Origin of the sequence: Bradyrhizobium sp. LCT2, assembly GCF_009931255.1 — a bacterium.
In the GTDB taxonomy this organism is placed as follows: domain Bacteria; phylum Pseudomonadota; class Alphaproteobacteria; order Rhizobiales; family Xanthobacteraceae; genus Bradyrhizobium; species Bradyrhizobium diazoefficiens.
Window position 1 is genome coordinate 6,472,976 of the sequence record NZ_CP034432.1, and the last position, 24,281, is coordinate 6,497,256.

Annotated in this window: 22 protein-coding genes; 9 read left to right on the forward strand and 13 right to left on the reverse strand. The window is 65.3% G+C overall.

The annotated features are described in order from the left end of the window. Positions 1-17: 17 nt before the first annotated feature. The 7 genes from EI171_RS30980 to EI171_RS31010 all read right to left on the reverse strand — a co-directional run bounded on the left by EI171_RS30980 (position 18) and on the right by EI171_RS31010 (position 7,827). Positions 18-1,634 carry an ATP-dependent acyl-CoA ligase gene (locus EI171_RS30980; RefSeq protein ID WP_161535562.1) on the reverse strand — a complete coding sequence of 539 codons (1,617 nt, stop codon included), beginning with the start codon at positions 1,632-1,634 and terminating at the stop codon, positions 18-20. Positions 1,635-1,641: 7 nt separating this feature from the next. Continuing rightward, positions 1,642-2,118, reverse strand: a complete 477-nt coding sequence (locus tag EI171_RS30985; protein WP_161535563.1) for an aromatic-ring-hydroxylating dioxygenase subunit beta — start codon at positions 2,116-2,118, stop codon at positions 1,642-1,644. Then, the gene (locus EI171_RS30990; RefSeq protein ID WP_161535564.1) at positions 2,115-3,455 is read right to left on the reverse strand and encodes a Rieske 2Fe-2S domain-containing protein; all 1,341 of its coding nucleotides are present in this window, start codon (positions 3,453-3,455) and stop codon (positions 2,115-2,117) included. The genes EI171_RS30985 and EI171_RS30990 overlap by 4 nt, the downstream gene beginning before the upstream one ends. A gap of 17 nt (positions 3,456-3,472) precedes the next feature. After that, entirely contained in the window at positions 3,473-4,423 is a 951-nt protein-coding gene (locus EI171_RS30995) for a PDR/VanB family oxidoreductase (protein WP_161535565.1), read from the reverse strand. Between the two features lie 118 nt (positions 4,424-4,541). After that, the gene (locus EI171_RS31000; RefSeq protein WP_246740308.1) at positions 4,542-5,147 is read right to left on the reverse strand and encodes a flavin reductase family protein; all 606 of its coding nucleotides are present in this window, start codon (positions 5,145-5,147) and stop codon (positions 4,542-4,544) included. Between the two features lie 19 nt (positions 5,148-5,166). Beyond that, positions 5,167-6,132 (reverse strand): nitrilase, encoded by a 966-nt coding sequence (locus EI171_RS31005; RefSeq protein WP_161535567.1) that lies wholly within the window; start codon positions 6,130-6,132, stop codon positions 5,167-5,169. Positions 6,133-6,192: 60 nt separating this feature from the next. Beyond that, complete coding sequence (locus tag EI171_RS31010; protein WP_246740309.1) at positions 6,193-7,827, reverse strand: MFS transporter; 1,635 nt, start codon at positions 7,825-7,827, stop codon at positions 6,193-6,195. A 173-nt stretch (positions 7,828-8,000) separates the two neighbouring features. On the opposite strand from EI171_RS31010, the gene EI171_RS31015 reads away from it, so the two are divergent. Next, complete coding sequence (locus EI171_RS31015) at positions 8,001-8,879, forward strand: IclR family transcriptional regulator (RefSeq protein WP_161535569.1); 879 nt, start codon at positions 8,001-8,003, stop codon at positions 8,877-8,879. Between the two features lie 56 nt (positions 8,880-8,935). Here EI171_RS31015 and EI171_RS31020 read toward each other — a convergent pair whose 3' ends face one another. The 6 genes from EI171_RS31020 to EI171_RS31045 are packed head-to-tail and all read right to left on the reverse strand — an operon-like array spanning position 8,936 to position 14,801. Further along, positions 8,936-9,985, reverse strand: coding sequence for a LacI family DNA-binding transcriptional regulator (locus EI171_RS31020; RefSeq protein ID WP_011086178.1), 1,050 nt, complete (start codon positions 9,983-9,985; stop codon positions 8,936-8,938). Further along, positions 9,982-10,626, reverse strand: coding sequence for a ThuA domain-containing protein (locus EI171_RS31025; protein ID WP_018643025.1), 645 nt, complete (start codon positions 10,624-10,626; stop codon positions 9,982-9,984). The genes EI171_RS31020 and EI171_RS31025 overlap by 4 nt, the downstream gene beginning before the upstream one ends. A gap of 10 nt (positions 10,627-10,636) precedes the next feature. After that, a complete protein-coding gene (locus EI171_RS31030) occupies positions 10,637-11,734 on the reverse strand; it encodes a Gfo/Idh/MocA family protein (RefSeq protein ID WP_161535570.1) in 1,098 nt (365 codons plus the stop codon). A gap of 22 nt (positions 11,735-11,756) precedes the next feature. Beyond that, positions 11,757-12,605: a carbohydrate ABC transporter permease gene (locus EI171_RS31035; RefSeq protein WP_161535571.1), complete on the reverse strand. Its 849-nt coding sequence runs from the start codon at positions 12,603-12,605 to the stop codon at positions 11,757-11,759. Then, complete coding sequence (locus EI171_RS31040) at positions 12,598-13,539, reverse strand: carbohydrate ABC transporter permease (protein WP_161535572.1); 942 nt, start codon at positions 13,537-13,539, stop codon at positions 12,598-12,600. The genes EI171_RS31035 and EI171_RS31040 overlap by 8 nt, the downstream gene beginning before the upstream one ends. Before the next feature lie 2 nt (positions 13,540-13,541). Continuing rightward, complete coding sequence (locus tag EI171_RS31045) at positions 13,542-14,801, reverse strand: extracellular solute-binding protein (RefSeq protein WP_161535573.1); 1,260 nt, start codon at positions 14,799-14,801, stop codon at positions 13,542-13,544. 168 nt (positions 14,802-14,969) lie between these two features. On the opposite strand from EI171_RS31045, the gene EI171_RS31050 reads away from it, so the two are divergent. The 8 genes from EI171_RS31050 (at position 14,970) to EI171_RS31085 (ending at position 24,271) form a co-directional block, all read left to right on the forward strand. After that, positions 14,970-15,728 carry an SDR family NAD(P)-dependent oxidoreductase gene (locus EI171_RS31050; RefSeq protein WP_161535574.1) on the forward strand — a complete coding sequence of 253 codons (759 nt, stop codon included), beginning with the start codon at positions 14,970-14,972 and terminating at the stop codon, positions 15,726-15,728. 236 nt (positions 15,729-15,964) lie between these two features. Beyond that, positions 15,965-17,215, forward strand: coding sequence for an ABC transporter substrate-binding protein (locus tag EI171_RS31055; RefSeq protein ID WP_011086171.1), 1,251 nt, complete (start codon positions 15,965-15,967; stop codon positions 17,213-17,215). Positions 17,216-17,338: 123 nt separating this feature from the next. Beyond that, positions 17,339-18,166, forward strand: coding sequence for an AraC family transcriptional regulator (locus EI171_RS31060; protein ID WP_161535575.1), 828 nt, complete (start codon positions 17,339-17,341; stop codon positions 18,164-18,166). 189 nt (positions 18,167-18,355) lie between these two features. Further along, positions 18,356-19,366 carry a branched-chain amino acid ABC transporter permease gene (locus EI171_RS31065; protein ID WP_011086169.1) on the forward strand — a complete coding sequence of 337 codons (1,011 nt, stop codon included), beginning with the start codon at positions 18,356-18,358 and terminating at the stop codon, positions 19,364-19,366. A 1-nt stretch (position 19,367) separates the two neighbouring features. Continuing rightward, complete coding sequence (locus EI171_RS31070) at positions 19,368-20,450, forward strand: branched-chain amino acid ABC transporter permease (RefSeq protein WP_161535576.1); 1,083 nt, start codon at positions 19,368-19,370, stop codon at positions 20,448-20,450. After that, positions 20,443-21,225 carry an ABC transporter ATP-binding protein gene (locus EI171_RS31075; RefSeq protein WP_161535577.1) on the forward strand — a complete coding sequence of 261 codons (783 nt, stop codon included), beginning with the start codon at positions 20,443-20,445 and terminating at the stop codon, positions 21,223-21,225. Before EI171_RS31070 ends, EI171_RS31075 begins: the two co-directional genes overlap by 8 nt. Next, positions 21,218-23,434, forward strand: a complete 2,217-nt coding sequence (locus tag EI171_RS31080; RefSeq protein WP_161535578.1) for an ABC transporter permease — start codon at positions 21,218-21,220, stop codon at positions 23,432-23,434. Before EI171_RS31075 ends, EI171_RS31080 begins: the two co-directional genes overlap by 8 nt. A gap of 3 nt (positions 23,435-23,437) precedes the next feature. Continuing rightward, positions 23,438-24,271, forward strand: a complete 834-nt coding sequence (locus EI171_RS31085; protein ID WP_161535579.1) for a phosphoenolpyruvate hydrolase family protein — start codon at positions 23,438-23,440, stop codon at positions 24,269-24,271. The last annotated feature ends 10 nt before the right edge of the window (positions 24,272-24,281 follow it).

Consider the following 24,281-nt stretch of genomic DNA (forward strand, 5'->3'; position numbering starts at 1 on the left):
ATCGATTCCCTACCCCGTCAGACCTGACGCCGCTTGAGGTCGCGGAGGTCGAAGAAGGCGCCATCGCGCATCAACCTTGCGACAAAATCCTTCAGCCCGCCGCGCTGGATCTTCTCGGTCGCGGTCAGCGGCAGGCTGTCGACGAAGCAGATCCAGCCCGGCGCCTTGTAATAGGCCATCTGCTCCAGGCTCCAGCGGACGACGTCCTCGGCGAGCGCGCGGCCGGCGCCGGCCTCCTCGGCGATGATGACGGCGGCAACCTCGTCGCCGCGCACCTGATCGGGCGTCGCCGCAACCGCGGCCTGCCGGATCGCGGGATGGCGGTTGAGGACGGACTCGACCTCGACCGCGGCAATGTTCTCACCGGACCGGCGGATCACGTTCTTCTTGCGATCGACGAAATGGAGATCGCCATCCACATCGCGCGACACGATATCGCCGGTATGCAGCCAGCCGCCCTCCCACGCCTCGGCGGTCGCCTCCGGGTTTTTCAGATATTCGCGGAAGAAGCCGTAGCGCGGGTCGGCGCCTGCCCGCCGCACCAGGAGCTCGCCCGGCGTCCCAATTGGGGCGTCATTGCCGCTGTCATCAACGATACGAACGTCAACTTCGGGTGCGGGTCGCCCGAAGCAGCTGGTGCCGATCTTGCGCGGCTCGACATTGGCGGCGATGACGCCGCCGCTGCCCGTCTCGGTCATCGCCCAGGCCTCCAGCAGCGGAAAGCCGAAGCGGTCCTCGAACGGCGCGTGCAGCAGCTTGTCGACGCCGGCACCGAAGCCGAAGCGAACGGTGTGCGCGCGGTCCTGCTCCGACGGCGGCGCGCTCATCAGCATCGAGGGCATGACGCCGAGATAATGCAGGCAGGTCGCGCGGCTGTCGCGCACGGAAGCCCACCAACTGCGCGGATGGAAGCGATCGAGCATGGTCAGGCTGCCGCCGACCGACAGCATCGCCATCAGCGACACCGCCATCGCGTTCATGTGGAACAGCGGCAGCGGCGTGATCATGCGCTCGCCGTCGGGCTTGAGCGCGATCAGCCCGCCGACGTCGCGATACCAGTTTCCGGAATGCAGGAAATAGGTGTTGGTGAGCACGCAGCCCTTGGGCTGACCTGTCGTCCCCGACGTATAGAGCAGCGCGCATTCGGTCGCGCCGTCACCCGTGCTCGCCGGCCGCACGCCGCCGAATGGCGCGGGCACGTCGTCCTCGCTGGTCACGACGGGGATCGGCCGACCGGCCTGGCGCGCCGCCGTCACGACCTCGTCGCGCCGCTCGGCAAGCACGAACGCCGCGTTCATCTCGGAATGCGCGATGATGTATTCGAACTCGCTCAGCCGCAAATCCGGATTGATCGGCACCACGGAGACGCCGAGCGCGTTGAGCGCGAACCACAGCTCGACGAACACCGGCCTGTTCTGGAGCAGCAGCCCGACCCTGTGGCCTTCGCCGTAGCCGCGGCCCGCGAACGCGGCGCGCCAGCGCTCGACCCGCTCGAGCATGGCGCGATAGGTGATCTCGCCCGCCGCGATGCCGTAGATGGCGGCCGTCTCCGGCAGCACGTTGAGGAAGCCCGCCTCGCCGCGGCGAAGCGCGGTCTCGCGAAATCGGGCGTAGACTGTGGTCGCTGCGGTCAAATTCGTCTCACATGAAGAGCTGGATGTTGCCGAACGGCGCGTCGAAATTGACGAGATCGACGCGCTTGAGCTTGATCTTCAGGGCATCGCCGACCTGGACGAGATCGTGCGAGGCCCATCCCGAATAGCGCTCCAGCATGTCGCCGCGCGTCTCGGTGTAGATGTAGGACGTCCGCGCCCTGAACACGCCGGCAGCCGTATCGCACGCCACGATCTGCGGCGCCTGCAAAAGATGATGGCAACGGCTCTTCGGCTTCTGGCTGAAGGTGCGCTCGCCGGCCAGACGCTCGACCCGCACCTTCAGGAGCAGCAGGTCCTCATACATCAGCGACGGCTGGAGCACCGGATCCTGCTGCTGCCATTCGAGCGGCATCCAGTAGCGCCCCTCGGGGTGAAACAGATCGAGCCAGGCCTGCCACTGCATCGTGTCGAGCAGCTCGGCCTCGCGATAGATGAAGTCCGTGATCGTCTTCTCGGTGATCATTCGGCGGCCTCGACACGCTTGTCCATATCCATGGTCATGAATTTCGCCCAGGCGTGGAACTGGTTGCGCATCTGCCGCTCGGAGGTGCCGTTGATCACCGCCGTGACGTCCTGCTCTTCATGGCTCTCGTAGAGCCGCCGCAGATTGACCCATTGATTGCCGTTGGATTTCAGGCCTTCCTGCGCCCGCTCGTACATTTCGAGGTCGTCGTGGCCGACGATCGAGGTCGGTGCGTTGATGAAGCGGTTGTACATCAGCGCCCGCTCGTAGAGCTTGTCGGGCGCGCCGACCAGGCGATAGACCCAGCTCTCGACCAGGGTCTTGTCGACCGCGATCGGGATGAAGTTGCGCAGGATCTGGACGGCACCCTTGACCATGATGTTGGGGAAATAGACGGTGTTGTGCCTGACCTCGCCGAGAATCTCGTGCGCCCGCTTCTCGCCGTAGGCCGCGACCATCTGGTCGAGATAGCCCGGGACATCCGAGTAGTTCGAATGGATGGAGTTGGCGACGCCGGTATGGCCGTGGCCGTTCGGCCAGATCCGGATGCCGCTCTGCTCGTAGAACTCGTACGGGCTCATGAAGGGACCGTAGAGCTGCACCGCCATCGGCGTTTCCGTGGAATCGCCCTGCTCGCGCTTCCAGACCTTGACCGCAGTGCCGGCCGAGCTCTCATGCGCCACCATCGGATGGCAGGTGTCGGTCTGGTTCTCGACCAGCATCTTCCAGTTGCAGGTGTGCATGTAGCGGATCGGCGTCGCCAGGACGGCGAGCTTGCCCTCCGGCGAGCGGTCGACCATGTTGTCGATGGTTGAAAGGCTTTCGCCGAAATAGTCCTCGAAGGAGACGCCGCTGTCGCTGAGCCGCGCGAAGATGAAGTCGCGATGGATCACGACGTTCTTGACCCTGGACAGCCCCTCATTCGCCTGGGTGTCGCCGAAGCCGGTGCCCTCGTAGCCCTTCTTCAGCGGGATCGCGAGCAGCGAGCCGTCGGTCTTGAAGGACCAGGCGTGATAGGGGCAGCGGAAGAACTTTCCGGTGTTGCCGCAGGGCTCGGAGGCGATCTTCACGCCCTTGTGCGGACAGCGATTGTAGAACACATGGATGGAGCCGTCGGTATGGCGGCTCGCCAGCACCGGCTGGCGGCCGATCGTGGCGGTGATGAAATCGCCAGGCTTCGCCAACTGGCTGGCATGCCCGACATAGACCCAGCTGTTCGGGAACAGATGCTCCATCTCGAGCTCGAAGATCTCGGGGTCGACATAGACGTCGCGATGAACCTCGGCCTCGCGCACCAGCGCGGCAATCGCGTGGGCATCCCTTCCGTATTTCGCCATGGCGTCCCTCGCCTCCCTCACAAATCCAGCACCAGACGTTCCGACTTCGCGCGCGACACGCAGATCTGCATGACCTTGTTGGAGGCCTTCTCGTCGTCGCTGAGGATGACGTCGCGATGGTCGGGCACCCCTTCGACCACGCCGCACTGGCAGATGCCGCAATCGCCGCGCTGGCAATCGTAGAGCACGTCGAGCCCCGCCGCCTCCAGCGCCTGGATAATGGTTTGGCCGGCTGCGACGCCGACGACCTGTCCGGTCGATCTGATCTCGACCTCGAACGGCAGGTCGGGTGAAGACGGCTGCTCCGACTTGAAGAGCTCGTAGTGAATGCGGTCCGCCGGGACGCCCTCGGCAAGCGCGGCCGCCTTCACCGCGTCTATCATCCCCGCCGGACCGCAGACGTAGATGTGGGCGTTCGCGGCTGCTCCCCTGAGCGCCGCGGCAAGATCCAGACGGGACTCGCCGTTGTCGTAATGAACGGACAGGCCATCGGCGCAGACCTCCCGCAGATGCGGCAGGAACGCCAGAAGTCCTTGCGTGCGGCCGGCGTAGTGCAGGCGAAACGGATTTGCGCGGGCGGTGAGCTCTGCCGCCATCGACAGGATCGGCGTGACACCGATGCCGCCGGCAAACAGCAGCGCGGGCGCCGGCCCCTCGTGCAGATGAAAATTGTTCACCGGCGCGCTTGCCTTGACGACATCGCCGATCTTCAGCGCATGCATGAACTGCGAGCCGCCGGTCGAGGCCTCCTCGCGCAGCACCCCGAGCGCCAGCGCATCCTCGGCAAGACCCGGCAGGGCCATCAGCGAGTACGGACGGTCCCCTCCGTTCGGGAGCGACACGCGGATATGTGCGCCTGCCCGCCATGGCGGCACGGGGCCGTCCTCCACGCCAAGCACAAGGCTCCGTACGAACGGCGTCTCCGCGGCATACGACCTGACCCTGAGCTTGAGCGGATGCGCGTCCATTCAGGCATCTCACGAATTATATGAATTTGCATATTTTTAGACATGTAATAATTGGATGTCAATCGGCCGCAAGGGGGCGCCATGGGCGGGCATGGCCGGAGGCCCCGGCGCCGGCCGCCTATTCGATCGGCGCCGGCCGCACCAGCTGGAAGAGATCGCGAGGCCTCGCATACCAGCCCGACCCGTGCATGCGGGCGATGAGGTCGAGGCCGACCGTATCGATATAGCCTCTCTGTGCATCGATCACGAACTGCTCGGCCACATGAACACAGACGATCTCGCCGATCACCGCGATCTGCCGGGGCCCGGTCTCGTGAACCGAGAGGGAGCGACATTCGAACGCCACCGGGCACCCCTCGATGAGCGGAGGCGCAACCATCTGCGAAGGACATGTTTGAAGCCCCGCAATCTCGATCTCGTCGACGCCGGCCGGAGCATCGACGGCCGTCGCGTTCATGGCTTCAGCCATCTGGTGCGACACCAGGTGAGCGACGAACTCACCCGTCTCGACGATATTCTGCGCCGTGTCTTTCAAGCCCTTGTTCGGATGGCGCAGCAGGCCGAGCACGACCGTCGGCGGTTCATGCCCTAGGACGTTGAAGAAGCTGAAGGGCGCGGCATTGGCGGCGCCGTCCCGGGAGCGGGTCGTCACCCACGCGATGGGGCGCGGCGTAACGGTCGCGGTGAGAATCTTGTAGCGGACATCCGCCGGAAGCTGGCCCATATCGAAGAGCATCGGTCCCTCAATTGCGCGCGCGAACGGCGCTGACGGTTGATACTGCCCGCTTCGGTCGATCGTCGACGACGAGCTGGAAAACGTCCGGACGGGAATAGTGCCCCGCGGCGTCGAAATCAAACTTGCCGCGCGTCACCTCATCGAGCGCAATGTCGGCATACAGGATGGTCTCCCCCTCGAAGCATGGGCCCGCCAGCACCTTGCCGAGCGGATTGACGATGGCGCTGCCGCCGCGCATGAGCACGGTCTCGGGATCGGCACCCAGCGCGCACTCGTAGTCCGCCGGGAAGGCGCCGCGCTTGAGATGCTGACAGGCCGTCAGGACGAAGCAGCGTCCCTCCAGGGCGATATGCTGCATGGTCGGAAGCCAGGTATCGCGATCATCCGCGGTTGGAGCGCAGTAGATGCTGATGCCCTGGCTGTACATGTGCATGCGCAGCATCGGCATGTAGTTTTCCCAGCAGATCACGGCGCCGATATTGCCGAGCGAGGTCTCGAACACCGGCATGGTCGAGCCGTCGCCGAACCCCCAGATCAGCCGCTCGCCCGCGGTCGGCATCAGCTTGCGGTGCTTGCCGACGAGCCCGCGCGCCCCGTCGAAGAACAGGGCCGTGCAGTAGAGCGTGCCCTGCTCTCGCTCGATGCAGCCGATGACGGTAAAGGCACCGGTTGCGGCCGCCGCCGCGGCGATCGTCTCGACCTCCACGCCATCGAGATCGATGGCCGCCTCCCAATACGAACGGAACGCCTCGCGTCCTTCGGGCTTGCGCATGCCGACGGGAGCGCCGAACGAATTTCCCTTGGGATAGCCGCCAATGAAGGCTTCGGGGAAAACGACCAGCCTCGCGCCGGCGCCAGCGGCCTTCTCGATCAGGGCTGCAGCCTTTTGCGCCGACACCAGCGAGCTTGTCGGATCTGACGCGGCCTGAACGACGGCCGCCTTGTAGGTGTTCGGTCGGTTGCTATCCATCATGTCATCCCGGGCACGGAAACGGAGAGCGGGCCGCTGCTGCGGCCCGCCAGCATGGCACACTCAGTGATCCGTCTCGATTTGCGGCCTGTTCGGCAGCATGATCGATCCGATCACGGCGACGACCGTGCAAATGACGACCGGATACCAGAGCCCCGCAAACACGTCGCCGACCGCGAGCGAAAGATAGGTTGCAAAGAACGGCAGGAAGCCACCGAAGATGCCGGCGCCGATGTGGTAGGGAAACGAAAGTGCCGTGTATCGGATGTTGGCCGGAAACACCTCGACCGGGAACGACGCCACCGGCCCATAGACCATCGCGACGATGACGGTCATGACGACCAGCAGAAAGACGATGTAGGCTGACGACACCTTTGCGGGATCCGCCTTGGCGGGGTAACCCGCCTCGGACAGGGCCTTGCGATAAGCCGCCGCATCGTATCCGGCAATCGTCTTGCCGTTGACCGTCATGGCTACGGCCTGGCCGTCGACCGGGGCGGCATAGCTGAAGTTGATGCCGCTTCCAATCAACAGCTTCTTGGCCTGGACGCAAGGCTTGCCGTGATCACCATGCGAGCTCAGCAATGCGGCCGCAAGGCCGAACCGGCATGCTTCGCTGGTGGTGTCGGCGTGCACCGTCACCGGCGCGCTGCGCGTCGCAGCCACGAGCTGCGGGTTTGCTGCCTCCAGCAGCGACGAAAACATCGGCCGGTAGCACAGCGCCGAAAGTACGAGACCCGTCATCATCAGCCATTTGCGTCCGACCCGATCGGACAGCCAGCCGAAGAAAACGAAAGCCGGCGCACCGATGACGAGGCCGATGGCCATCAGGGTATAGGATGTCTGCAGGTCGATCCTTGCGATCTGCTGCATGAAGATCATCACGTAGAACTGGCCGGTGAAGTAGGTTGACCCCATCCCCGCGGTCACACCGAACAGCGCGATCAACACCAGGCGAAGGCTGGACCACCGGGCGAACGTGTCTCTGACCGGGCTCCTGGACAGGCGACGCTCGGCCTTGAGACGCGTGAAGACGGGCGATTCATGCAGCTTGGCTCGGACGTAGATCGAGAACGCCAGCATCGCGATCGAGATGATGAAGGGAGCGCGCCATCCCCAGGCCTTGAAATCGGCCTCGCTCATGACGCTCTGCGTGCCGATGATGACCGCGATGGAGAGCGCCAGCCCGACCGACGATGTGATCTGGATCCAGCCGGTCAGAAGCCCGCGCCGGTCCGGACGCGAATGCTCCGCAACGTAGATGACGGCACCGCCATATTCGCCGCCGACCGCGAGGCCCTGGATTAATCGCAGCATGACCAGAGATATCCATGCAGCATGACCCACGCTGGCATAGGTGGGCAGGAAGCCGATCAAGGCCGTGCCGCCGCCCATCATCACGATGGTGATGAGGAAGGTATATTTTCGACCGACCAGATCGCCGATGCGGCCGAAGACCACTGCGCCGATCGGCCGGATCACGAAGCCTGCCGCAAGAGCACCGAGCGACGCAAGCACGGCGGCGGTCGGGTTGTCCGGCGGAAACAATACCGAACTCATGAACACGGCCAGCGAGCCGTAGATGAAGAAGTCGTACCACTCGAACACGGTGCCGAGGGTCGAGGCGAGAACGACCTGCCGCTCCTCGCTGCGCGTCAGATTCTGGTCGGCGGGTACCGCCGTCGCTCGTGCATCCATCGTCATTCCCCTGTTTGCGCCCGCGGCCAAACCCAGCCCCGCTTCAGGCAATTTTATTTAGTCATATACATATGATGTCGTCAAATACAGCAAGCTTGAATATCCGGCGCGACGCGCCCAATAATGCGCCAGCACGACACCCGTCATAACACCCTGATCTATAAGGATTTTCAGTGAAGAAGCCGCGCCGACCCCGTCCGCCGGATCCGGCGCCCGCATCCGCACGAGGAGCCAAACCCGGCAAGCTCACCAAGGCGGAACGGCCCGGACGGCGCGGCATTCAGTCGATCGAGATCGGCTTCAAGATCCTCGACTACCTCAGGACCGAAATGCGGCCCGTGCCGCTGAAGATGATCGCCGCCAACACCGGAATGTCCGCGGCCAACGTCCACTATTATCTCGTGAGCTTTCAGGCGGTGGGCATCGTCCGACAGGAGAGCGACACCGGCTGCTATGCCCTCGGCCCCTACGCATTGAAGCTTGGCATGGCGGCCATCGAGCAATTCGACGTCTTCGCCGTCGCGCGGCCGGCCATGACCGAACTCGCAACGACGATCGGCCACACCGTATTTCTCGGCGTGTGGGGCAATCGCGGACCGACCATCATCTATCGCGTCGAGGGCGGAGCCAGCCGGCCCATCATCGAGCTGCGCGTCGGAAGCGTCCTGAGCCTGCTGCGGTCCGCGCTGGGGCGAAACTTTCTTGCACATCTGCCGCGCTCGCTGACGGGCGAAATGCTGGATCAGGAGCTCAAGGAGGAACGCTCGCGCGAGACGCGGGTCGATGACGCGCCAACCACCAAGGCCGAGGTGGAGGAGATGATGGACACGATCCGGCGCGACGGCATCAGCCGTTGTCGTGACGCGCTGCTGCCGAACTTCACCTCCCTGTCCGCACCGATCTTCGACCAGGGCGGATTCATGATCGCGGCCATCACGATGATGGGACCCATCGGTATTCTCGACGATGACCTGAAAGGTCCGACAGCGACGGCCCTGAGCGCCCACGCGCGCGCCCTCTCCGCGACCGCCGGCTGGCAAGGCGGCGGCTGAACCGCCCTCGCCGGCTCGATCGGGCGAGAGCAGCGGCCGCGCATCAGAGCTCGCAGTTACGGCAGATTGTCCCGCAGAAAAATGTCGATGCGGATGCGTTCCTGGTCGGGGCTGATGGGCTCACCCGAGCAATGCGCGAGCAGGACGCGCGCTGCGGACCGCGCCTCGTGGCCGGGGTCCTGGTTGATGATGGCGTCGAGCGTGCCGCGGACCAGGAAGCGCCGCGTATACTGAGTCAGCTCATGGGTGATCCAGACCACCTCGCGCGCCCGGCCCGAGGCCTCGAGCGCATCAGCAATGCCACGGTTCCCGGCGCCGCAGCAATAGATGCCGCGGAGATCGGCATGGCGCGCCAGCAGCGCGGCCGTGAGCTTCCGCGTTCGGTCGCTGTCGTCGCGGCCCTCGATGACCGGGAGCGCGCGCAAATCCGGATACTCGCTGGACAGGATCTGGTGGAAGCCGAACTGCCGCTCGGTGTGATCGCGCAGCGACAACGATCCCGCGATCACCGCGACCGTCCCCTCGTTGCCGGCGAGGAAGCGTCCCATCAGCGTGGCCGCGGTCCGCCCCGCGGCCGGGTTGTCGATACCGACATAGTGCAGGCGGCGCGAGCTCGGCGCGTCCGACACCAGGGTCACCACGGCGACCCCGCGGCCTGCGAGCTCGTCGATCGCGGCGCGTACCCTCGGATGGTCGAGCGCGATGACGGCGACGCCCTGATAGGCCGGCGACAGGTTTTCCAGCGCGCTGGCCAGCACGTCCGGATCGAACACGTCGACATGGAGAATATCGATGAAGCCGCGCTGGCCGGCGAGCCAGTCCGCGGTGCGCTGGACCTGCTCGGTCAGGTTGGTCATGAAGCTGTTGCTGCCGGTCGGCAGCACGAACGCGAAACGGAACGTCTGGCCGCGGGCAAGCCGCGCGGCCGCGACGTCGGCACGATAGCCGAGTTTTGCCACCGCGGCCTCGACACGCGCAACCGTCTTGGCGCGCACGCCCTCGCGCCGGTTGACGACGCGGTCGACGGTGGCGAGCGAAACGCCCGCCGCGCGCGCGACATCCTCGAGCGTCGCGCGAAGCACCGGCTGCGCCGCGCCGGCTGTCATTCGCGCGCCGCCCACAGCATGCCGCGGGTCATCAGCGTTCGGATCTCCGGCACGTCGAGCTCGTAGGCACGGTGGCCGAGCGAGGAGTAGAACACCCTGCCCGCGCCGTAGCGCTTCTTCCACACCACGGGCATGACCACGCCCTCGATCCAGGGCGCGTGCTCGCCGGTGAAGGTCGTCGTCGCCAACACCTCGTTGGCGGGGTCGACATGCATGTAATACTGCTCTGAACGATGCTCGAAACTCTTCAGGCCCTTCATGATGGGGTCGTCCGGCTTCGTCAAGTCGACCTTGTAGTCGATGATGTTGCCGGGATGCGCAACCCACTGCCCGCCGCACAGGAACTGGTAGTCGACCGAATCGCGGAACGCGTCGCACATCCCGCCATGATGGCCGGCGAGCCCGACGCCGCTGCGCACCGCCGCGCAGAGATTGAGCGCTTCCGCCTTCTCGATCTTCGACATGGTGTAGATCGGGATGATCAACGACAGATCGTGAATCGCGGGATCGGCGAACGCCGCCGTCGTGGTTTCGATCCGCACCTCGAAGCCTTCCGCCTTCAGCCAGCCGCGGATCATCGAGGCACAGAGATCCGGATCGTGTCCCGGCCAGCCGCCCCAAACTATCATTGCCTTGCGCATGTTTCTGTCCTCAGTCGATCTGTCCGGTTTCGCGTCCGGCCGGCAGCATCGCCGGCCGCTCGACGCGGCTCTCGATCTTGACGCGCCGCCCGTCGTCGGCGGAGGTCTGGAACGCCTCCATCACCTCCAGCACGTGGAAGGCGAGCGCCCCGCTGGCGCGGTGCGGCCGGTTGTTCAGGATCGCGGCGGCCATGTCGGCGACGCCGATCGAGCGGAACTCGCCGTCGACATGGCCGTGCGTCGGCGGCACCGTCTCCCATTCACCGCCGGTCCTCGCGACCTGCACCTCGCCGCCGAAGCGGTTCGGGTCCGGCACCAGCATGCTGCCCTTGTCGCCATAGATCTCGATCGGCGCGTGCCGGTGCTTCGGGACATCAAAGCTCATCGCGATCGAGACGACCGCCCCGCTCTCGAATTCGAGCGTGCCCGCCACATGGGTCGAGACCTCGACCGGAATCAGCGTGCCGTTCATCGGCTGGCTGGTCACCACGCGCTCGGATTTCGGACGCGCGGTCGAGCCCATCACGCTCGCGACCGGGCCGAGCAGCTGGACGAGATCGGTGATGTAATATGGCCCCATGTCCAGCATCGGCCCGCCGCCGCGCAGGTAATAGAAGCCTGGCGCCGGATGCCAGCGCTCGTGGCCGGGACAGCCGAAGAAGGCGCTGCCCGCAACCGGCGTGCCGATCGCGCCGTCGTCGATCAGCTTGCGCGCGGTCTGGTGTCCACCGCCCAGGAACGTATCCGGCGCGCAGCCGACGCGAAGGTTCTTCTGCGCCGCGAGATCGATCACCTTGCGCGCCTCCGCGACGTTGATGCCGAGCGGCTTCTCGGAATGGACATGCTTGCCGGCATTGAGCACGGCGAGGCTGACGTCGGTGTGAGCGAGCGGCACCGTGAGATTGATGACGATCTCGACGTCGTCGCGCCTCAGCAACTGATCGACCCGCATCCCCGGCAGGCCGAAGGCCGCGCCCTGGCGCTCCGCGGCATCGCTGCGCATGTCGGCGAGCGCCTTGACCTCCATGACCGGGAAGCGCTGGGCCGCCTTCAGATAGGCGGTGCTGATATTGCCGCAGCCGATGATTCCGACGCCTATTCTTCTCATTGTGATCTCCGTGAGATTCCGTTCATCCCTTGACCGCGCCTGCGGTGAGGCCGGCAACGATGTGCTTCTGCGCCAGAAGGAAGAGAATGACCGTCGGCAGGATGGTCAGCGTGATGAAGGCCAGGATCAGGTGCCACTCGGACGAATACTCGCCTTGATAAACCATGATGCCGAGCGGCCAGGGATAGAGCGCATCGGTGTTGAGCATCACCAGCGGCAGCAGATAGGCGTTCCAGCTGTTGACGAAGGTGATGGTGCCGACGGTGGCAAGGATCGGCCGTGACAGCGGCAGCGTCACGTAGCGAAAGAACTTGATGTAGCTGCAGCCGTCCACCAGCGCGGCTTCGAGCAGTTCATAAGGGATGTCTTTGAAGAAGCGCCGCAGCAGCAGCACGCTCATCGCCAGGCTGAACGCGACCTGCGGCAGTGCGACGCCGAAATACGTATCGAGCAGCCCGAGATCGCGCACCTTGATGAACAGCGGCAACACCGCCGTCGCGGCGGGAAACAGCAGGCCCAGCGTCAGGTAGCTCAGCAGCATCGATGAGCCGTAGAACCTGACATGAGCGAAGGTGAACGCGGCCATCGAGGCCACGATCAGGGTCAGCGTCACCGCGAGCGTCGAGATGACCAGGGAGTTGCGGAGCAGCTGCCAGTAGCGCGCTGAGAACAGGATGTCGGCATAGTTCTGCCATTCCCAGTGCCTGGGCAGGCCGAACGGATTGACGCGCAGCTCGCCGAGCGACTTGAAGCCGCCGAGCAGGGTCGCAAGCAGCGGCACCAGCACGAAGACGGCGATCACGGCGAGGAACAGCGCCTTGAACAGGATTGCGGGATCGAACGGGGTACGGGCGGGCTCGGCGTCATTCATCGCGCATGAACCATCGCTTGTAGGTGAAGGCAAAGGTCACGCAGATCACGAACAGGATGACGCCGATGGCGCTGCCGTAGCCGACGCGCATGCGGGAGATTCCGTTGTTGTAGAGGAAGCTCACCATCGTGTTGGAGGAATCCGCAGGTCCCCCGCGCGTCAGCGGCATCACCAGGTCGAACAGCTGGAGCGAGCCGATGATGGCGAAGAACACCGAGAGGCGGATGGTCGGATAGAGCAACGGGATGACGACGTGGCGGAGCGTCTGCGACCGCGTCGCGCCATCGATGGTGGCCGCCTCGACCAGGCTCTTGTCGAGGCCCTGAAGCGCGGCGATGAACAGCATCATGTGGAAGCCGAAATACTTCCATACGATGACGATCAGCACCGCCAGCATCGCCGTGTCGGTCGAGGCCAGCAGATGCGGCGGCTCGGCGCCGAAAGTACGCCAGATCGAAGCGACCAGGCCATAATCGCCATCATAGACGAATGAGAAGATCAGCCCGGTTGCGATCTCGGCCAGGATATAGGGCATGAAGAACAGCATGCGCAGCGCCACTGCCCCGCGGAAACGTTCGGCGAGCATCAAGGCCAGCGTGAGCGCCAGCGGCAGCTGGACCAGCAGCGAGACCGCGATAATCAGGCCGTTGTTGCGCAGCGCGAGCCAGAAGGCGCGCGTCTCGAGCACGAAGCGGTAATTGTCGAAGCCGATCCAGTTGGTCGGCCGGCCAAAGCCATTCCAGTTGAAGGCCGAGTACCAGGCGGCCTCGCCGATCGGCACCACCACGAACAGCGTGAACAGCAGCAGCGCCGGCGGCAGGAACAGGATCAGCACCGTGAAGCGGCCGTCCCAGCCGGGGCCGCGCACCGCCGTCGGCGAGACCGATGTCTGCGCAACGCCCATCGCCGGCGCGCTCGCGATCGGTCGCGCCACCGTCAGTTACCCTGCTTCCAGGCCGCCTCGATCGCTTTCGCGGCGTCCTGCGGGCTCATGCTGCCGCCGGCGATTTCGGCAGTGACGTCATTGACGACGCGGCCAACCGAGGGACCGAGGCTCTGGTCGTAGAAGTTCTGGTGATAGTTCGACTTCGCCAGATTGGCCGCGATCAGCTTCATGAAGGAATTGTTGAGGCCGGCATCCGCGCCCTGCACCACCGGGATGATGAAATTGCCCGCCGCAAGCCGCGTCTGTACGTCCTTGGAGACGAAGTATTTCAGGAAGTCGACCGCCTCCTTCGGCGAGCCCTTGGTGATCAGCCAGCCGGTGATGCCGCCGAGCGTATCCGTCGGTGCGCCCTTGCCGCCCGAGACGACCGGGAAATCGAACCAGCAGATCTTGTCCTCGGAGAGGCCGACCTTGTCGGCGGCGAGCGCGCGCTGCAGATGATAGACGGTGCTGATGGCGAGCGTCATTGCGGCCTTGCCGTCACCGAAATAGCCGACGGCCTGCGGATTCTTGAAGCCCAGGAAACCGTTCTGGAACGGCTGAAGATCGACGAGCTGCTTGAACAGCTCGCCGGATTTCTGGAAGGTTTCGCCGGCGAAGCCGCCGTTCTCGCCGCGCAGCGCCGCGTCGAAGGCCGGCTTGCCGCCAATGCGCACGGCAAGATGCGTCCAATAGAAGTGCAACGGCCATTTGTCGGCGCCGCCGACCACGATCGGCGTCACGCCTGCGGCCTTCAACGTCTTGACGGCGGCAAGCAGATCATCCCAGCTCTTGATCCCCGCGGGATCGACCTTCGCCTTGGCCATCAGTTCCCTGTTGCAGAGGAAGCCGACCTGCGACAGCGCGGTCGGAAGTCCATAAACGCGGCCATTGCCGGTGAAGGCAGCGAGCGCGGCCGGCGTCAGGCTGTCGCTGTAACCCTTCACGGAATCAGTGATGTCGTCGAGGACGCCGGCTTCGATCTGCGCCGTCAGGACGCCACCGGCCCAGCTGTAGATGATGTTGGGCCGATCCTTGGATTGCAGGATGGTCGGCAGCTTGGCCTTGTAGGCCTCGTTCTCGAGGAACTGCATCTCGACCTTGACGCCCGGATGCGACGCCTCATAGGCGCGCGCGACCTCCTCCCAGATCTTCACCTGGGCCGGATTGGCCTCGATGTGGAGCCATTTCACCGTCGTGTCGGCTGCGGCAGAGTTGACCCAAAGCAGGCATGCGGCAGCGGCGAGTCCCAGCTTCCCGAGCAGTCTCATCACATCCCTCCCGATCGGCTCTTATTCTTTGGCTGCAATCCTGCCTTCGATTTTTGAGGTACGCAACTAAAATTCTGATCTATGGACCTCACGGCGGAAGCGGTTAAGGTTGGCAGGACAACCGGGCGGCGCCTTGCACCGCCCGCAACACAAGAAAAAGAGGTGCCCATGGCCGCCGTTTATTCCGACCTTGCCGGCAAGGTCGTTCTCGTCACTGGTGGCGCATCGGGGATTGGGGCTGCGATCGTGCGGCGCTTCGCGCAGCAGAAATCCAATGTCGTGTTCTTCGACATCAAGGCCGACGAGGGCCAACGCCTGGCACGCGAGCTGTCCGATCAGGATCTGGCTGCGCATTTCCAGCGCGTCGACCTGACCGATATCGCCGCGTTGCGCGCCGGCGTCGCGGCGGCGCGCAAAGCGCACGGCGCGATCAACATCCTCGTCAACAATGCCGCACATGACGAACGGCACAACACCGAGGAGATGACGCCGGAATACTGGGACGACCGCATCGCGGTGAACCTGAAGCACCAGTTCTTTGCGGCGCAAGCCGTGCTGCCGGACATGAAGGCGGCGAAGGCCGGCGCCATCATCAATTTCGGCTCGGTGTCGTGGATGGCCGGACAAGGCGGCATGGCGGCGTACACAGCCAGCAAGTCGGGCGTCGTCGGTCTCACGCGTTCATTGGCGCGCGACTACGGTCCCTACAATATCCGCGTGAACGCGATCGCGCCGGGCTGGATCATGACCGAGCGCCAGCTTGAGAAATGGATGACGCCGGCGGGCGAGATCGAACTGCAGCAGCGACAGTGCCTGAAGCGCCGGCTGGTGCCGGACGAGGTCGCGAAATTCACCGTCTTCCTCGCCTCGGACGAGGCCTCCGCCTGCACCGCTCAGCACTACGTCGTGGATGGCGGCTGGGTGTGAGATGCCTTGAGGACGGCGGGCGCATCAGGGCGCGGCACGGTCGCCGATTGCACTGCAAAATCACTTGCGCCGCAACATTCAAAAATGAGACTGCCCGTCAAACCGGACGAGGCGCCCACGCAGGCACCGCATTCGACTTCAGCTAGCTTCCCTCCAAAGCCGCGGGCCGTTCGAGAGCCACGGGCGTCGCGCCCGGTTCGGCGCGGCAACAAAGCGACGACACAGGGAGGAGCACAATGTCGAAATGCGGTGTGGGACTGCTTGCGCTGAGCAGCCTGTTTCTTTCGAGCGCGGCGATCGCCCAGGAAAAGATCAAGGTGGGCGTGACCGCAACCCTCGAAGGCACCTACACGGTGCTGGGCGAGGACGGCATGCGCGGCCACCAGACGGCACTCAACGTGCTGGGCAAGAAAATCGGCGACAAGGAGCTTGAGTTCATCGTCGCATCGACCGACGCGACGCCGGATTCGGCAGTGCGCGCCGTCCGCAAGCTGATCGAGCAGGACAAGGTGCAGATCCTGCTGTCGCCGCTCTCCGGCGACGAGGGTATCGCGGTGAAGAACTTTGCAAAGACCCATCCCGAGCTGACCTTCATCAATGCGGCATCCGGCGCCCAGGAAACGACCTATGTCGATCCTGCCCCGAACTTCTTCCGCTACAACATGGACGGCGCGCAGTGGCAGGTCGGCCTCGGCAAATACGCCTATGACGACAAGAAGTATCGCAAGATCGCGACCGTCGGCGAAGACTACTCCTTCATCTACACCCAGGTGTTCGGCCTCGTGCTCGAGTTCTGCGGCGCCGGAGGCCAGGTCACCAACCGGCAATGGGTGCCGCTCGGCACCAAGGACTTTGCCTCCGTCATCGCCGCGCTGCCCGACGACGTCGATGCCATCTATCTCGGGCTTGGCGGGGCGGACGCCGTCAACTTCCTCAATCAGTATCAGCAGGCCGGCGGCAAGGCGCATCTGATGGGAGGCTCCATCATGATCGACCAGACCATCCTGTCGTCAAAGGGGAATGCCAAGAACGCGCTGATCGGCACCATCGCAGCGAGCGGCCAGGCCGATACCTGGGAGGATCCGGGCTGGCAGAAGTTCGTGAAGGCCTATCAGGACGCCTTCCCGCCCAACAAGCGCTTCCCAAGCCCGTCACTGCTCGCGACGAATTACTATGGCTCGACGATGGCCCTGATCCTGGCGCTGCGCGAGGTCAATGGCGATCTCAGCGACAACCAGTCGAAGTTCAGGACTGCGCTCGCGAAGATCGAGCTCGACGCGCCGAACGGCAAGATCAAGCTCGACTCCAATCGTCAGGCGATCGGCACCAACTTCGTCACCGAAGTCGTCGATGACGGCAAGGGCGCGCTGTTCAGCAAGGTCGTGAAGGTGATCCCGAACGTGAACCAGACGCTCGGCTACGACCCGGCCGTGTTCTCGAAGATCGGGCTGCCGAGCCGCACCGTGCCGGAATGTAAGAAATACTGACGCATCACATCGGCAGCAGACGAGCGGGGAGCGACTTGCTGACGCGGGCGCTCTCCGCTCTTGCAATCTCGGCGGCGTTGTTGAACGCTGGCTGAAAAGACAAGAACATTCGGGAGGGAAGGCATGAGCCGTGCGCTCGCCGTCTTCCACGGCCGGTTCGGTCGGGCGACGGTTTATCAGTTGAACCGCCCTTTCAATATCCACGCGCATCGTGAAGGTCATCTGATCTTCCATGTCGGCGGCATGCCCGCATACATCGATGTCTCCGCCGGCCACTACGATCTCAACGAAACCTCGGTCGTTGCCGTCAATCCCTGGGAGCCGCACAATTTTCTGCCGACCGACCTCGACGGCGGCGCGATCTTCTTCGTGCTCTATGTCAATCCCGAATGGTTTGCGCCCGATGCATCGGGCACCGACCGGCTGCGCTTCGGCCGCACGCAGTTCAAGCGCACTGTCGCGCTCGACAAGCACATCCGGCGAACAGCCGCCTTGGTGTGCGGCGCACCATCGCTCTCCAGCCTCGATTCCGAGCTCCGGCGGCTGATCGACATTTGCTACGATGAAAGCTGGCAACAGGCGGAGACCGTACGCGATGCGCGGGCGAGCGGCGCCGTAACCGACTTCCGCGTGCGCAAATGCATCAAGCTGATGTCCGAGAGTCCGGGGGCGGAGATGGAGCTCGACACCATCGCGCGCGAGTCCGGCCTGTCGCGACCGCATTTCTACCGGCTGTTCCGCGTCCAGACCGGCGTCACGCCGAACCTCTATCTCAACACGCTGATCATGGAACAGGCGCTCGAAGCGCTGGTCGCCAGCGAGGCACCGATCGCCGATATCGGCTTCGATCTCGGCTTCTCCTCGCAGAGCGGCTTCACCCGCTTCTTCGCCGCCAATGTGGGGATGGCTCCGACCGACTATCGTCGCGCCGCCAAGGTCTTGCGCGCCTGACCGCCGCGCGAAAAGATACTCACGATCAAATGTCGCACTTAAAGCCCGGCTAGGATGAGCGCAACGCGACCCCAGATGGTCGCGACGACGGGAGCGCACGTTCATGGCGAGGCGAGCAGCCGCTGCAAGGCTGTCTGACCTGCATTCGGTGGAGCTTCGGCGCGCCGCCTGGAAAAGCGGGCGGCGCACATGAGCCGTTTCATCGAACGCCATCCCGCCTGGGCGCTGATCTCGATCATCGCGATCGCCATCGCGCTCTGGCTGATCTTCGCGGTCTGGCCGCCGGGCCTCGAAGAGGCGATCGGCCGCAAGCGCGTCTTCCTCAACGCCGTCTTCAACGGCATCACGCTCGGCGGGCTCTACTTCCTCGTCGCAAGCGGCTTCACGCTGATCTTCGGCCTGATGCGCAACGTCAACCTGGCGCACGGCTCTCTCTATCTGTTCGGCGGCTATGTCGGCTACGCCATCAGCACAGCCACCGGCTCCTGGCTCCTCAGCTTCATCGTTGCCTTCGTCCTGACCGCGCTGGTCGGCGTGCTGCTTCAGGTGATCGTGTTCCGTCGCATGGAAGGCCAGGACCTCAGGCAGACCATGGTGACGATCGGGCTCTCGATCGTGTTCGCCGACCTGATGCTCTGGGCCTGCGGCGGCGACTTCTACCAGATCCAGACCCCGAGCTGGCTAATCGGGCCCGTGGACCTGCCGCTGATCACGGCGGTGAAATCCTCGGGCGAGCCGGTCTACCTCCGATATCCGGTGGTGCGGTTGGTGATCTTCGCGGCGTCCGTCGTGATCGGCGTCGGCATGTGGCTCGCGCTCAACCGCACCCGGATCGGCATGATCATCCGCGCCGGCGTCGACGATCGCGACATGCTGGCCGCCACCGGCGTGCGCATCCAGCTCGTCTTCGTGCTGGTGTTCGCGTTCGGCGCCGGGCTCGCCGGCATCGCTGGCGTCGTCGGCGGCACCTTCCAGTCGCTGTCCCCCGGCGAGGACATTCGTTTCCTGCTGGCCTCGCTGGTGGTGGTGATCGTCGGCGGCATGGGATCGATCCCCGGTGCGGCGCTCGGTGCGCTCATCATCGGCCTCGCCGAGCAGCTCGGCTCGGTCTACATCCCGACCTACGCCATCGTCGTGACCTTCCTGATCATGGTGCTGGTGCTGGCAATCCGGCCGCAGGGCCTCCTGGCGAGGCGCTGACATGTCCCTCGCCCACGATGCCCGCGTTACCGTCCACCCCGCCGCCGTGGCACAGCGTTCCGGACGGGCATGGCCGGAGATCGACAATCCCGCCGCCTGGATCGTCGCGGTCCTCCTCCTGATCATGCCGCTGATCGCCAACGGCTTCTTCCTGATCGAGATATTCGCCACCACTCTGATCCTCGGCACCATGGCGCTGAGCCTGATGTTCCTGGCCGGCTACGGCGGCATGGTCAGCCTGATGCAGCTCACCATCGCCGGCTTTGCGGCCTACATGGTCGCCGTGTTCGGCGTCAGCGCCAACACCAATATCAGCCTCGGCTGGCCGTGGTGGCTCGCGGTCCCGATGGCGCTCGCGCTCGCGACCGTCTTCGGCACGCTCGGCGGCGCGCTGGCCGTCCGCACCGAAGGCATCTACACCATCATGATCACGCTCGCGATCGGCGCGGCCTTCTACTATTTCACCAACCAGAACTGGGCGATCTTCAACGGCCACACCGGCATCAACACCGTCGCGACGCCGCATTTCTGGGGCGTCAACTGGCGCGCCGACATTCCCTTCTACTATATCGTGCTCGCGGTTGCCGCGCTGTGCTACTTCGCCGTCGACTACATCTCCCGCGCACCGTTCGGCCTGGCGCTGCAAGGCGTGCGCGACAATCCGCGCCGCATGGCCGCGCTCGGCTTCAACGTCAATGCGCACCGCATCGCGGCTTACGCCTTCGCGTCCTTCGTCGCGGCGCTCGCCGGCGTGCTCCAGGTCTGGAACTACCGCCAGATCTCGCCGGGTTCGGTCAGCGTCGGCGCCTGCATCGACGTGCTGATCATCGCCGTGGTCGGCGGCATCACGCGCCCGATCGGTCCCTTCATCGGCGCGCTGATCTTCGTGCTGCTGCGCACCTTCGCGCTCGATGTCCTGATCAAGTTCGGGCTCGACGGCAACCGTTTCCGGCTGCTGATCGGGCTCGGCTTCCTCGCCATCGTATTCTGGTCCTCGGACGGCGTGATCGGCCTGTGGCAGCGCTGGCGCCAGAGCCAGCGCCCCACGACGAGCCGTTCGGGCGGAGCAAGCGGCCATGGATAGCGTCGCCCAACGCCTCTCCGCCGTCGGCGCCGGCGCCGCGCTCGAGCTGCGCGGCGTGACGCGCCTGTTCGGCGCGCTGGCGGCGCTGACCGACGTCACCATTACCGTGCGTCCCGGCGAGCGGCGCGCCGTGCTCGGCTCGAACGGCGCCGGCAAGACCACGCTGTTCAACTGCATCACCGGCGACTTTCCGCCCTCCTCGGGCACCATCCGCTTCTTCGGCGAGGACGTCACCCACTTCCCGCCCTATGAACGCATCCGCCGCGGGCTGCGCCGGACCTACCAGATCTCGGCGCTGTTCCCCGGCCTCACCGTGCAGGACAACGTCTATCTCGCCTGCCGCGGCATCTCGCGCGGACGTTTCTCGTTCCTGCGCCCGGGACAGAACGACGCCCTGATGCACGCAGCCGACAACCTGGTGCAGGCCGTGCACCTGACCGCGGTGAAGGACCAGCGCGTCGCCGAGCTCGCGCATGGCCAGCAGCGCCAGCTCGAGATCGCGCTCGCGCTCGCCGGCGCCCCGCGCTTCGTGCTGTTCGACGAACCGGCCGCGGGCCTGTCCCCGACCGAACGGCAGGAGCTGATCGAGATCCTGACCTCGCTGCCCGCCCATATCGGCTACATCATCATCGAGCACGACATGGACGTCGCCCTGCGCGTCGTCGAGAGCGTCACGATGATGCACAACGGCCACGTCTTCAAGGAAGGCCTGCCGCAGGAGATCGAGTCCGATCCCGAGGTGCAGGAGCTTTACCTCGGAGGCGGCCATGAATGAGGTCCGCCGCACAGCCGCCGCGCTCGAGGTCCGCGGCCTCGACGTCTACTACGGCCACTCGCACGCGCTGCAAGGCGTCGACCTCGCGCTGGAGAGCGGCGTGTTCTCCGTCGTCGGCCGCAACGGCATGGGCAAGACCACGCTGTGCAAGGCGATCATGGGACTGGTCCCGGTGAGCGGCGGATCGATCCGCATCCGCGGCGAGGACATCACGCGGCGCTCGCCGGCTCACATCGCCCGCCTCGGCGTCGGCTATGTGCCGCAGGGCCGCCGTCTCTGGCGCTCGCTCAGCGTCGACGAGCATCTGCGGCTCGCCGGCAGTATGCGATCCGGAGCCTGGACAGTCGAGCGCATCTACGACACCTTCCCGCGCCTCGCCGAGCGCAAGGACCATGGCGGCGGCCAGCTGTCCGGCGGCGAGCAGCAGATGCTCGCGATCTCGCGCGCGCTGCTCACCAATCCGCATCTCTTGATCATGGACGAGCCGACCGAGGGGCTTGCGCCCGTCATCGTGGCGCAGGTCGAGGAAATGCTGCTGCGGCTCGGCGAGGACGGCGACATGGCCGTGCTCGTGATCGAGCAGAACATCGGCGTCGCCACCGCGGTCTCGCGCAATGTCGCGATCATGGTCAACGGCCGCATCAACCGCATCATCGATTCGGCGCGGCTTGCCGCCGATCGCGAGCTCCAGCAGCGCCTGCTCGGTGTCGGACTGCATGCGACGCTCGAGCCCGATACCGACGCGCCCGCTGCCGGCAGTGAGCCGAAGCCGGCCCCGCAGCCGTCGCGCCCGAGCGGGCCGATCCGGATTTACATCTCCAACCCCATCTTGCCGACGCGCTGGTCCCAGCCGATCCCGATCGCACGGATCGAAGCCGCCGCACGCACGCTCTCGACGCAGGTTGCGCGTCTCGACGAGACCGCACGGCGCAAGCGCGAGCCGGCGACGGCGCAGACATCCGGACCTCCGGTGGTGCTGGTCGTCGGCACGCTCGACACCAAGGGCGCCGAGCTGCGCTTCATCCGCGACATCATCACGGGAAGCGGCCTGCGCACACGCCTGGTCGACGTCTCCACCAGCGGCAGGCATGCGAGCTGCGATGTCTCCGCACAGGAGATCGCGCTGAACCACGGACGCGGCGGCTCGGCCGTGTTCGGCCCGGACCGCGGCGCCGCCGTGACCGCGATGGCGGATGCGTTCGCCAACTGGCTGCGGCGGCAAGGCAATATCGCCGGCGTGATCACGGCCGGGGGCTCGGGTGCGGCATCGCTCGTTGCGCCGGGCGTGCGTACCCTGCCCGTCGGCGTGCCGAAGCTGATCATCTCCTCCGTCGCCTCCGGCGATGTCGGGCCCTATGTCGGGCCCGCCGACATCACCATGATGTATTCGGTCACCGACGTGCAGGGGCTCAACGCGATCTCGCGCGCGGTGCTCTCGAACGGTGCGAATGCCATCGCCGGCATGGTGAAGGCGCGCCTCGATCAGCGCGAAGCCAGGGAGCGCGCGGCCGCCGCCAGCCTGCCGTCGATCGGCATCACCATGTTCGGTGTGACGACGCCGGCCGTGCAGAGAATCGTCGCCGATCTGCGCGAGGATTTCGAGTGCCTCGTCTTCCACGCCACCGGCGTCGGCGGCCGCTCGATGGAGAAGCTGGTCGAGACCGGCCAGCTCGCCGGCGTCATAGACCTGACCACGACCGAAGTCTGCGACCTCCTGATGGGTGGCGTGTTTCCCGCGACCGAGGATCGTTTCGGTGCGATCATCCGCACGCGCGCGCCCTATGTCGGCTCGGTCGGCGCACTCGACATGGTCAATTTCGGCGCGCCCGACACCATCCCGGAGCGTTACCGGGGCCGCAAGTTCCACGTCCACAATCCGCAGGTGACCTTGATGCGGACCACGGCCGAAGAGAACGAGCGCCTCGGCCGCTGGATCGGCGAAAAGCTGAACCAGATGGACGGGCCCGTGCGCTTCTTCCTGCCCGAGGGCGGCGTCTCCGCGCTCGATGCCCGTGGTCAGCCGTTCTGGGATCCGGACGCCGACGCCGCGCTGTTCCGCATGCTGGAGCGTACGGTGCGGCAGACCGGCAACCGTCAGCTCATTCGCGTCCCCAGGAACATCAACGATCCCGAGTTCGCCTCGACCATCGCAGCTGCGTTCCGAACGCTGTTCGGCCGCACCGGGGCGCGCCGGAGACTAGCGAGGTGACCGATGGCCAGGTTTGAGCGCGCAGCACTCCTGAGGCGATTTCGCGGCATGGCCAAGCGGGGTGAGCCGATCGTCGGCGGCGGCGCCGGCACGGGGCTTTCGGCCAAATGCGAGGAGGCCGGCGGTGTCGATCTCATCGTCATCTACAATTCCGGCCGCTACCGCATGGCTGGCCGCGGCTCGCTCGCGGGGCTCATGCCGTACGGCGATGCCAACGCCATCGTGCTGGAGATGGCCGGCGAAGTGCTGCCCGTCGTCAGCAAGACGCCGGTGCTCGCCGGCGTCAACGGCACCGATCCGTTCCGCGACATGGACGTGTTCCTCGACCAGTTGAAGGCGCTCGGCTTTGCCGGCGTGCAGAACTTCCCGACCGTCGGCCTGATCGACGGCGTGTTCCGCGCCAATCTCGAAGAGACCGGGATGTCCTACGCGCTCGAGATCGACATGATCGCGAAGGCGCGCGAGAAGGACCTGCTGACCACGCCCTACGTCTTCAGCGAGAAGGAAGCCGCCGCGATGGCGATCGCCGGGGCCGACATCATCGTCTGCCATCTCGGGCTCACCACCGGCGGCACGATCGGGGCGCAGACCGCGCCGAAATTGCAGGACTGCCCGGCGCGCATCGACACCTGGGCCTCGGCCGCGCTCAGCGTCAATCCGGAGATTCTGGTGCTCGCGCATGGCGGGCCGATCGCCGATCCCGCCGACGCCGATTTCATCATGAAGAACACCCGCAACTGTCACGGCTTCTACGGCGCGTCCTCGATGGAGCGACTGCCCGTGGAGCGGGCCCTGACGGAACAGGTGCGTCAATTCAAGGCGATCGGCGCGCGATAACGCCTTTAAG